Origin of the sequence: Streptomyces sp. NPDC059851, from assembly GCF_042732005.1 — a bacterium.
Classification (GTDB): Bacteria; Actinomycetota; Actinomycetes; order Streptomycetales; family Streptomycetaceae; genus Streptomyces.
In genome coordinates this window covers 1-9,964 of the sequence record NZ_JBHWJJ010000205.1, presented here as the reverse complement: position 1 = coordinate 9,964, position 9,964 = coordinate 1, and the positions used below count along the sequence as shown (strand labels likewise).

General features: G+C 73.1%; 10 protein-coding genes. 4 read left to right on the top strand and 6 right to left on the bottom strand.

The features are described from left to right. Positions 1 to 86: 86 nt before the first annotated feature. On the top strand, positions 87 to 509 hold the full coding sequence (locus ACFV7Q_RS36875; RefSeq protein WP_385435311.1) for a YjbQ family protein: 423 nt from the start codon (positions 87 to 89) through the stop codon (positions 507 to 509). 19 nt (positions 510 to 528) lie between these two features. Here ACFV7Q_RS36875 and ACFV7Q_RS36870 read toward each other — a convergent pair whose 3' ends face one another. Next, entirely contained in the window at positions 529 to 1,473 is a 945-nt protein-coding gene (locus ACFV7Q_RS36870) for a hypothetical protein (RefSeq protein ID WP_385435309.1), read from the bottom strand. 254 nt (positions 1,474 to 1,727) lie between these two features. Here ACFV7Q_RS36870 and ACFV7Q_RS36865 point away from each other — a divergent pair, with 254 nt between their 5' ends. Continuing rightward, positions 1,728 to 2,372, top strand: a complete 645-nt coding sequence (locus tag ACFV7Q_RS36865; protein WP_385435308.1) for a hypothetical protein — start codon at positions 1,728 to 1,730, stop codon at positions 2,370 to 2,372. On the opposite strand, the gene ACFV7Q_RS36860 is transcribed toward ACFV7Q_RS36865, so the two are convergent. Continuing rightward, the gene (locus ACFV7Q_RS36860) at positions 2,364 to 3,785 is read right to left on the bottom strand and encodes a chloride channel protein (RefSeq protein ID WP_385435307.1); all 1,422 of its coding nucleotides are present in this window, start codon (positions 3,783 to 3,785) and stop codon (positions 2,364 to 2,366) included. The two genes, ACFV7Q_RS36865 and ACFV7Q_RS36860, sit on opposite strands and share 9 nt — an antisense overlap. A gap of 273 nt (positions 3,786 to 4,058) precedes the next feature. On the opposite strand from ACFV7Q_RS36860, the gene ACFV7Q_RS36855 reads away from it, so the two are divergent. Next, positions 4,059 to 4,793 carry an RDD family protein gene (locus ACFV7Q_RS36855; RefSeq protein WP_385435305.1) on the top strand — a complete coding sequence of 245 codons (735 nt, stop codon included), beginning with the start codon at positions 4,059 to 4,061 and terminating at the stop codon, positions 4,791 to 4,793. A gap of 40 nt (positions 4,794 to 4,833) precedes the next feature. Here ACFV7Q_RS36855 and ACFV7Q_RS36850 read toward each other — a convergent pair whose 3' ends face one another. From ACFV7Q_RS36850 to ACFV7Q_RS36835, 4 genes are all read right to left on the bottom strand, one after another. Further along, positions 4,834 to 5,418: a hypothetical protein gene (locus tag ACFV7Q_RS36850; RefSeq protein WP_385435304.1), complete on the bottom strand. Its 585-nt coding sequence runs from the start codon at positions 5,416 to 5,418 to the stop codon at positions 4,834 to 4,836. A gap of 111 nt (positions 5,419 to 5,529) precedes the next feature. Continuing rightward, positions 5,530 to 6,546, bottom strand: coding sequence for a zinc-binding alcohol dehydrogenase family protein (locus tag ACFV7Q_RS36845; RefSeq protein ID WP_385435303.1), 1,017 nt, complete (start codon positions 6,544 to 6,546; stop codon positions 5,530 to 5,532). A 134-nt stretch (positions 6,547 to 6,680) separates the two neighbouring features. After that, a complete protein-coding gene (locus ACFV7Q_RS36840) occupies positions 6,681 to 7,670 on the bottom strand; it encodes a hypothetical protein (RefSeq protein WP_385435302.1) in 990 nt (329 codons plus the stop codon). Further along, positions 7,667 to 8,968 (bottom strand): FAD-dependent monooxygenase, encoded by a 1,302-nt coding sequence (locus ACFV7Q_RS36835; protein WP_385435301.1) that lies wholly within the window; start codon positions 8,966 to 8,968, stop codon positions 7,667 to 7,669. Before ACFV7Q_RS36835 ends, ACFV7Q_RS36840 begins: the two co-directional genes overlap by 4 nt. A gap of 37 nt (positions 8,969 to 9,005) precedes the next feature. Between ACFV7Q_RS36835 and ACFV7Q_RS36830 the strand changes: the two genes are divergently transcribed. Continuing rightward, complete coding sequence (locus tag ACFV7Q_RS36830; protein ID WP_385435300.1) at positions 9,006 to 9,941, top strand: hypothetical protein; 936 nt, start codon at positions 9,006 to 9,008, stop codon at positions 9,939 to 9,941. Positions 9,942 to 9,964 lie beyond the last annotated feature (23 nt).

The following is a 9,964-nucleotide window of genomic DNA, read 5'->3' as shown; positions in this document are numbered from 1 at the left end:
GGCCACACGGGTGGGGCGGCCCGCCGGCCACCGCACCACCCGGCCAGTGGACGCACCACCCGCCGCGATGCACCACCATGGTGCCCATGTCCGACCGATTCACCACCCGGGTGCTCGACCTGGCCACCGGCCGTTCCGAGACCGTCACCGACCTCACCCGTCACTGCGAGCGGTTCCTCTCCGCCGTCGCGGCCGGCCGCGACGGCCTGCTCAACGTCTTCGTCCCCCATGCCACCGCCGGCATCGCCGTCATCGAGACCGGCGCCGGCAGCGATCACGATCTGCTGGCCGCCCTCCACACCCTGCTGCCCGCGGACGACCGCTGGCAGCACCGCCACGGCTCCCCCGGTCACGGCCGCGACCACGTCCTGCCCGCCTTCGTCCCGCCCCATGCGACCCTGCCGGTCCTCGGCGGGCACCTCCAGCTCGGAACCTGGCAGTCCGTCTGTCTCGTCGACACCAACAAGGACAACCCCGACCGCCAGGTCCGGCTGTCGTTCCTCGGCTAGGGCCCGCGTCAGCGACGGCTCACTGGATCAGGTCGGTGTGCGGATGGTCCGGGGACTCCGGGCAGACGTAGAGCTGCAGATGGTTGCCCCTGGAGATCTGGACCTCGGGTGGGTTCGCCGCGCCGGTCCCGGGGGTCGCGGCGAGCGCCCGGTCCTCGTACGGGATCCAATCGTGGTTGCTGCTGTCCCATTCGTCCGAGGCGATGGTCAGCAGCGGCACCATGCCGGTGCCACAGGCGGCGCAGAACCGGGCGACGGGATCGGTGAGGCCCCACGGGGGCCAGCCGCCGACCTTCCAGCCGGGGGCGCGAGACAGGTGGCTGCCGTAGAAGGACTCCGGGTAGGGAGCCCAGGAGCTGTCCACAGCGGATCCGGCCGACTGCCAGTTGTTCCAGTCCCCCAGCTGCTGCTGGAGCTCCTTGCTCAGGTCCAAGGGGTCGGGGTACTCGGTGATCTGCTCCGGTGCGAGCACGCACGGTCGCGGCACGTAGCCGTCGTATTCCGTGGCGAAGGGGCCGGGCGGCGCGGCGAGGACGTCGGTGACCTCGGCGGAGGAGCGCCAGAACAGCGCGGTCGGAGGCTTGTGGTCCGGCTCGTGTTCGAAGGGGCACCAGAGCACCTGGAGCAGATCGGCCCGTCCCGGCGGTCGCAGCAGGGGTACGTCGCGCACGTACAGCTGGGCCACGGGCACCATGGGGTTCGGACCCTCGTGCCACTCGTAGTCCACACCGACGCGCACCTCGTACGCCTCGTACAGGTCGTTGGCCTGGTTGTGCGACTCGTCGCAGTACGGCCACGGCTCGTCGGCGGGCCACAGCAGCGGCCCGCCGACCGAACTGTCGTGCGGGGTCGGAGACCCGGGGCGGGGATGCAGCCGGATCGCCGGGCGTGCCAGTGGGGCCAGTTGCGGTAAGACCGCGGTGACGTCGACCGGCCTGGGCGGGGTGGTACGGATGACGTTCACGGGGGTGATGCTGCCAGCAGCCTCTGACAGCGGGCGCACCGATCAACGTACGGCCCGGCCGGGACGCGCACGTGCCGCGTGCAGCAGCAGGGCCCGGGAGGTCCACCGGCTCTGCGGTCCCGGTGACTCCGGGGTGGACCCCGCGGAGTCGGCGTTGCAAGAATGGCCGGCCCCTTGCAGGGGTCGATCGACACGAGGGAGACGTGGTGTCCGGACAGCCTGCTCGCCCTGCGCCACCCAGCACGGCGTTCCTCGTGTCCCGCGCCCTCATACGGGAGAACCAGCTCACTGCGGACGAGCGGGCTGCACGTGACGGTGCCGTGCCGCCGAAGCTTTCCGCCAGGGCGAAGGTCGCCTCTTCGGGGCCGGTGCTGGAAGGGGAAGGCTGGCAGGTGGAGATCAGCGTGCATCCGCTGCGCACCCGGTTGGAAGCGTTCCACACCTCCGGAGCCGTCGTCATGATCACGGCTGACAGCCGCAGGAGGACCAAGAGCGGGTCGGCCCGCGGCTACTTCCTCCCGGCGCCGGGTGTCGGAGCGTGGAGGCGACTTCGGGTGGGCGACCTGCCGCACTTCGCCCGGCACCTCAGCCTGCCCCCGGGAGCGCCCGAGCACCTGGCCAGTGGCAGCAAGTGCCGCTGCGGCAAGGTGAAGTACCCGACTGCCGCTCGGGCCGCAGCGGCCCTGGACGAAGTGTCGGCGCTCCGAGCTGCTGAGGCCGGCCCCCGCCCGCCCGAAACCCGGTACTACCGCTGCGAAGCCGACGACCGGGTCTGGCACCTCACCAGCAAGCCCACCGGGTATACCCGGTCCGTGCCCCTTGCAGACGCGTTCGGGCGTTGCGAGGGCGCCCCGGGACCCGGGCGACACCCGGACGTGGTCATCGGGCCGTCAGGTTGACTTCGGCTGGGCGAGGACCGGGCCGGGCGGGCGCCGGTGGTACACGACGTACCGGCTGGTGATGTACGCCGCCACTGAGGCGATGACGACGAGCGGAACCTGGTTCTGGGCGTCGGGGCCGAGCAGGAGTGCCCCGAGCACCGCGCTGGTCAGGGGCAGGCCGCTGACCACCGCGGTCGCGGCGGCGATGCCGACGCCGAGCGCCGGGGTGGCGCCGAAGCCCGGCAGCCCCGAGCACGCGATGGCCAGTGCGGCGCCCACCAGGACGGCCGGGAAGATGGGACCGCCGCGCAGGGCGCCCAGGCAGATGCCCCAGGCCAGGGCCTTGAAGAGGACCAGGGCGAGCAGCGCGCCCACGGGCCAGGAAGCGTAGTTCCCGGCGAGTTCGCCCAGGGTGATCTGGCCGGAGAGTGCCGCCTCCTCCGGGGAACGGCCGGTTGTCAGCGCGTAGGCGGTGATGCAGACGCCGACGGCGAGGGCGGCCAGCACGGTGTTCCACGCCGGGTTGCGCCGGGTCCAGGCGAGGACCGGCCGGCCGCATTCGTGCGCGAGGCTGACCACCACCGCGACGGCGACCGCGACGGGGACGCCCCACAGGAAGTCCCCCGCGTCGGGGTGGGTGTTGGGCGGCACCTGCGGCAGGGTCAGGCCGCCGATGGGCAGGCCGGTCCACTCGCCGAAGCTGTCGAAGACGACCGCTCCGGCGGCACTGGCCACCAGGCAGGGCAGCAGGAGGACGACGAGCTGGGGCCCGGCCAGGCCGGCCGCCTCGACGACCATCAGGGCTGCGACGATCGGCCCGCCGAGGATGGTGGAGATGGCCGCGGTCGACCCGGTAGTGGCCACGATCGCCTGGATCTTCGGTTCCACCGGGCGCTTCGCGGCGTGCAGCCACAGCAGGGCGAGGCCGCTGCCGAGGGCCATCAGAGGGGCCTCGGGGCCGAGGACGGCGCCGAGCGGGAGGACGGTCAGGGCGGAGAGGACGACGCCCGGCAGTTCCCGGGGGCCCATGGGGGCTCCGCGGAGGCCGTTGACCGGCACGTGGCCGCCGCCGCCCGGCATCCGCGTGATGACCGGTGCCGCGATCAGGCCCGCCAGGAGCAGGGTGGGCAGGGGCCACCACCAGGGCGGCCGGTCGTATCCGAGGGCGTCGGGGAGGGACTCCCACACGAGGTGCTGGAGGTAGTGCTGGAAGCTGACGAAGAAGAAGCAGGCCGCGGCCACGGGCACGCCGATGAGGACGGAGAGCAGCATCAGGCGGGCGTAGCCGCGGCTGAGGATGATGGCACGGAGTACGGGCTCGGCGTCGGCGGGCGACACGTGCGGGTCGGCCTGGAGGCCGGGCGCGGACCCGATCGAGGGTGACGGCGCAGGCGGCGGGGGCGAGGGCGGCGGTGGGTCGGACGGGGTCATGGCCGCTCCCGGGCATCGGTGTGGGAGTCCGCGGGGGGACGGAAGGCGGTGGGCACGTCTGCGGTGTCGTCACCCTTCATGTGTGACCTCCTGGGGCCTGGCCCTGGTCCAGGCAAACCCGGGCGGACGGCTGCGGCCAGGCGGGAGGCACCGATCGGGTGACGGACCCGCGGCACCCTGAGGGGCCTTCTACGCCGCGGCGCATCGAACGCGCTGTCGAGCAACGCCGCGTGCCTGGTCGGATCCGCAGGTGGGGTGGCGCATGATATGGGCATGACCACGCCACCGGGTAACCAGCAGTACCCCCCGCAATACCCGTACCCGCAGCCTCAGCAGGCGCAGCAGCCCCACCCTCCGTACGTCCAACCCCCCTACGCCCGAACGCCGTACGCACAGCAGCCGTACGCCGCCCAGGCCCCCTACGCCCAGGCCCCGTACGGCCACGCTCCCGGACCGCAGCCGCAACCCGCCCCGTACGGGCAGCAGCCCCCGTACGCACAGCAGCCCCCGTACGGGCAGCAGCCGTACGGGCAGCAGCCGTACGGGCAGGCGCCCCGGCCGCGCGTGCCGCGCCCTGCCGGGGAAGCTAGGCGCGGCATCGCCGTCACCCTCGACTTCTTCCTCGCCGCGGGCGGCCCGTACGTGATGGCGCGCGGCCACGAAGGCCGTCCGCTGACCGCCCTCGCCCTGCTGATCGGCGTGTCCTTCGTCAACCAGGTGGTGCTGACGTTCCTGTTCCGGGCGAGCGTGGGCAAGCTGATCACCGGGATACGGGTGATCCGTGCCTCCGACGGCGGGCGCCCCGGGTTCTGGCGCACCGTGTACCGCTGGCTGTGCGGCATGTGCTGGTTGCCGCTCCAGCCGTACTACTGGGTCCGGGCGCTCTTCCGCGAGCTGGGCCGCGGCGGCACCGCGCGCGGCACCGTCAGGGACAACGACGACGGCGAGCTGTACCACGCCGACCTGGCCGGTCTCCGCTACGCCCGGCGGCGGGACCTCGCGGCCTGACGGGGCACCGCCCGCCGCGCCGGCCGGACGGGACGCCGGCTCAGGGAAAGGCGGGGGGCTCTGCGGCCAGGGCCTTCTCGTGGCCGTCCAGCCACTGGGCGAGCTCCACGCAACTCACCTTCCCGTGCCCCGGGTAGTCCACCCGGTAGCCGTCGCGATCGTTGCCCGGCAGGCCCGTCTCCAGGCAGCGGGCCGCGTACGGGAGGGTGTAGGCGATCTTGTGTGCGTTCTCGCGCACGGACTTGCTCGTGTGGCTGCCGAGGATCACGGCCGCGGACGCCGCCCTGGCGGCGAGGTCGTCGTTGCCCTGCCGCAGGCCCGCGATGACGGCGGGATCGCGTTTGGCCTGCTCGTCGAGCCGTTCGAAGCGCTGCATCAGGAAGCGGATGCGGTTCGAGGCCTGGATCAGATCTCCGTAGCGGGTGATCTGCTCGGCGGTGCGGGCGGTCGCCTGCTGGCCGGCCGCCTGGGTCCGTGCGGCCTCCAGGGTGCTGCGGGCCTGTGCCCGGCCCGTCTCCAGGACGCTTCCGGCCTGGAGGTAGCCCGCGATGACGGTGCCGATCACGGCCGCGAGGCCGACGTAGGACGGCGCGTGCCGCTGCATGTGCTCACCGAAGCTCGCCATGCGCCCGATCCTGCCAGCCGGCCGTACTCCTTCCGCCTGACTGGCCGGATCGTTGCGCCAGCCCGGCCGATTCGCACATACGGCCGGGTCGAGGGGGCGGTGGGGCTCCGGTCAGACCGCCTCGCGGTCCTTGCGGAGCTGCTCCGCACCGGAGTGGGGCCCGTCGCTGCCGGTGGGGACGAACACGATGCGGGCGCCGGAACGCAACTCGGTTCCCCACGCGGTTTCCACCTCGGCCAGCGGTACGGGGACGATCTCGCTGGTCGGCGCCAGGGACGGTAGCCGGGTGAGCAGTTCGCGCAGGCAGGCGCTGCGGCGTGCGGCCGAGATCGAGCCGAGTCCGCTGCCGCTGATGTCCACGTCGGCCTTGCGCAGCCACGCGGACGGCAGTGTCATGTCGGGCCCGGCGGCGGAGCCGACCTGCACCCACCGCAGGGTGCGGGTCGGATCGGGGCGGTGGCGCAGGATGCCGTCGAGCGCCAGCTCCGCGGGCCGGCCCCACAGGTAGTCCAGCACGATGTCGGCGTCCGCGGCCGCGGCGCCGAAGGCGTCGGCGATCTCCTCGTCGGAGCCCTCCAGCACGACCGTGCGGGCGGCGCCCAGCGCGGACGCGGCCTGAAGGGCCTGACGGTTCCGCCCGGCGGCCACGACCTGCGCCGCCCCCTGGTCGAGGGCCAGCCGGACGGCGGCCCGCCCGGCGTTCCCCGTGGCGCCGAGGACGAGCACCGACTCCCCGCCCCGCAGCCGGCCCCGCTCGCGCAGGGCGATCCACGCGGACGAGGCGGGGTTCATGGCGGCGGCGACCACGGCCGGATCGAGCCCCTCCGGTACGGGCATGAGCGAGGCGGCCGGTACGGCGACGCGCTCGGCCATCGTGCCCCGGGGCGGTTCCAGCCCCGGGATGTAGACGAGTCCGCCCTCCTTGGTCCGGCCGACCCCGTCGAACCCGGGTACCAGCGGCAGCGCGTCGCCGCCCGTGTAGTGGCCGCCCGACGCGAACGAGCGCACCAACGGGTACAGCGCGGCCGCCAGCACCTCGACGACGACCTCTCCGGCCGCGGGGGCGGGCTCGGGCAACGACTCGTACCGGGGCGGCTGACCCAGGGCGTGGACCACGGCTGCGTACATCGACTGGCCCCCAAAACGGGTGATGAGGCGGTATGGGTAGCGTCCGATTGTGGCGGCTGCGGCCGGACCGGCGACAGCGCCACGCGGGCGGGGCGATGGCCGGGCGGCGGAGCGCCGCAGCTGCCCGCGGCGCTTCAGCCGCCCGTGCCCGTGGCGGCGAGCGCGGGTGCGCCTGCCGAGTGGGCGAAGCCGGTCAGGTAGACGGTGTAGTCGCCCTGGTCGGGCCGGTACGCGGTGCAGTACCGCGTGGGATACCAGCCGGACGTCCGCCAGGCCGCGGGCTGGGGGATGGGGTCGCAGGTGCGGTGGCCGGTGGCGGGGTCGCGGTGCCGTTGCAGGAAGTCCTTGGTGAGCATGGGCTCCATGAAGATGAGGCCGCCCGCGTACGCGCCGTAGATGAAGGTCTGGCCGGTGAGGGTGCCGGTGGTCGGCGGCCGGCTGTCCAGATGCGCGCCCATGGCGCCTTCGGCGGTCTCCGGGCTGCTCGCGGGATAGCCGGCGGGCAGGTACGCGGCCGGGACCGGTCGGGCGGCCGTGGCGAGTTGGTCGCAGGCGATGAGCAGGGCGCAGCCGCCGGTCCGGATGCCGGCGCGGACCTCCTGGGGAACGAGGTAGAAGTGCACGTCGAAGTGGGGGACGTCGTAGCGGCCGTGCGGGTCGTGCCCGTGCGGGTTCCAGTTGAACAGGGCCCAGTGGAAGGGCGTTCCGGCCGAGCCGGGCGGAGTGGCGGGCAGGGCGAGCTCCCGGCTGTGGCCGCCGACGCATTCGTGGGCGGGGTCGGTGCTGCCGTCGGCGTCCACGTCGTGGCAGTGCTTGCCGTCCGTGGGGGCGGAGGGCAGTGCTCTGAGGGCGGAGGCGGTGAGGGACACGCCCATCGCCTGCGGGGCGCCGTTGCGGTATTCGCCGTACGTCCGCACCGTGCCGCGGCCGAGCGCGGCCGCCGGCCCGAGGGTGACGCAGGCCGCGGCGCCGGTACGGGCCCCGCACGTGGGCAGCCGGGTGGCGGAGCCGGAGCGCGGCCGCGGGTCCGGCCGCTGCCAGATCGAGGGCAGGAGCGCCACCAGCAGGGCGACGCAGGCCAGTCCGGCGGCGGTGGCGGGGCGGAGGGTTCGGGGGCTGTTCATACCGCGACGCTCCAGGAGGTACGTGAGTTGAGTGCTTCGGCGTCCACCCCGGTGACCTGGAGGGTGCAGGACCTGATGCCGGCGAGGCTGTCCTCGGGCAGGACGTGGCGGATGTCGGTGAATCCGTTCGGGGCGAGGGCCTCCACCTCGCGGAGGACGGGGTCGGGTTCCAGTCGGCGGTGGGCCGCGAGGAGGCGGGTTGTCTGCGGCAGGCGGGCCGCCTCGTACCGGGCCAGGGCCTCGTCCACGTCGTGGTGGGCGAGTTCGTAGGCGAGGACCCTGGCGTCGACGACGGCCTGTGAGGCACCGTTGGAGCCGGTCGGGTAGACGGGGTGGGCTGCGTCGCCGAGGAGGACGACGCGGCCGTCCCGCCAGGTCGGCAGCGGGTCGCGGTCGATCATCGGGTAGCGGGCGATGCGGGGCGCCGCGGCGATGACCGACCGGAGGTCGAGGAAGTCGCTGCGCCAGCCGTCGATGTGGGCCAGCACGGTCTCCGGCGGCACGGTGTCGCGTTCCCAGTCGGGGCCGCCCCGCGCGGGGTCCGTGTCGCCGTCGTCCCCGGTGCGGCTCTCCACGACCCAGTTGATGAGGCACCGGCCGTGCTCGTCCGGCCGGGAGACCGCGTAGGCGACGGCCTTCACCCGGCTGTTGCAGCCGATGATGACCATGGTCCGGCCGTCGAGGAACGGGGCGGCTTCGGTGATGCCGCGCCACATGCATATGCCGTTGCGCAGCGGGGGCCCTTCGTCCGGGTACATGGCCGCGCGGACGGTGGAGTTGATGCCGTCCGCGCCGATGAGGAGGTCGCAGGGGACCGGGTCGGGCCGGCCCTCCAGGTGGGCCCGTACGGGGTTGCCGCCGGGGCCCCGGCCCCTCTCGTAGCCGGTCAGCCTGCACCCGGTGAGCAGGACGGCCGGGCCGAGGCGGTCCCGTACTGCGGCGACCAGCAGCTCCTGCAGGCGGGCGCGGTGCACCGAGTACTGGGGCCAGTGGTAGCCGGCGGCGCGTCCGCGCGGCTCGCCCCAGATCAGGCCGCCGTAGCGGTGGTGGTATTCCAGGCGGGCGGTCGCCACCGCGGCGTCGTCGAGCGCCTCGCCGAGGCCGAGCTCTGTCAATTCGCGGACGGCGGCGGGTTGCAGGTTGATTCCGGCGCCGACGGGGCGCAGGCGCGGGCAGGATTCCACGATCAGAACGTCGTCGAGCCCTGCCGCGTGAAGACTGAGGGCGGCTGTCAGTCCGCCGATTCCGGCACCGGCTATCAGGATGCGCGGAGGGTTCCTTCTGCCGTACCGAGACATTCTCGCTACCTCCAGGGGAGACCTCTTCAGCCCAAAAATGCGGCAGTTCGGCGAGGAGCACAACCCCGAGACCGGCAAAAGGCGAAATGTGCAGGTCAACGAGGACCGGTCACCCGATCAGCGTACGGCCGAGTGCCGCCTGATGGGTGACATGGCTTTAATCAGGTGTCGGCAACAGAAAGGCTGCGACATGCATCACGCGACGTTCGAACCGTGCGACGTCCAGCGCCTCCAGCATGCTGTTGACTACGCCCTCCACGCCTCCAGGAAATCGCTGGACTATCTCCTGCCCCCCTGGATACCCGGCGATCTCAAACGGGAAATAGGGAGCGGCTGCGTTGTTTCCCACTGCGCGACGCTGCTGTTCCCGGAAACCGTGGAATCCGCCCTCGACTACTTCGAGGAAAACGGCTGGGTCGCCTCGACCACCATACCGAGCGTGCTCGTGAAGCGCCGTCTGGTGGAGCGCCATTGGCTGCCCGAGGATGCGGACATACGGGTGACGCGGCTGCGCGTCACCGCGGGCCCGGCCCCCGACGTCGAGGTGTTCCTCTTCCCGCGGTCCAGCCCCGCCTACAAGGAGGAGGTGGGCGCGAAGGAGCGCGTCCACGGCTTCGAGAACCACGTGGGCCTGTTCATGGAACCGGCCGAGGAGAGCACCTTGACCCGTCTCGCGGACAGGTTGGAGACGAGCGGCCGAATGGTGTACGAGGGTTCGGCCCACAACCCGCACGAGAACACGACCATGCTGTACTTCGCCCCCAGCGCCCCGGTGGCGCGGGTGCGCCGCCGCTTCCCGCGGTGGGAGTTGCAGTGCGCCGGCGACCTGACGGCGGCGGCCGGCCGGCGGCCGATCCGGACGCAGGCGCTGTGCCGCGCGTACGCGGCGCTGAAGGCGAACCACGTGCCCGTGGACGTCATCATGACGCGGGCCGCCCGGCGGCCCGTGCCCGTCGCGGCGCCCAAGGTCTGACCCGCCCGCGGCCCCTTCGGGCT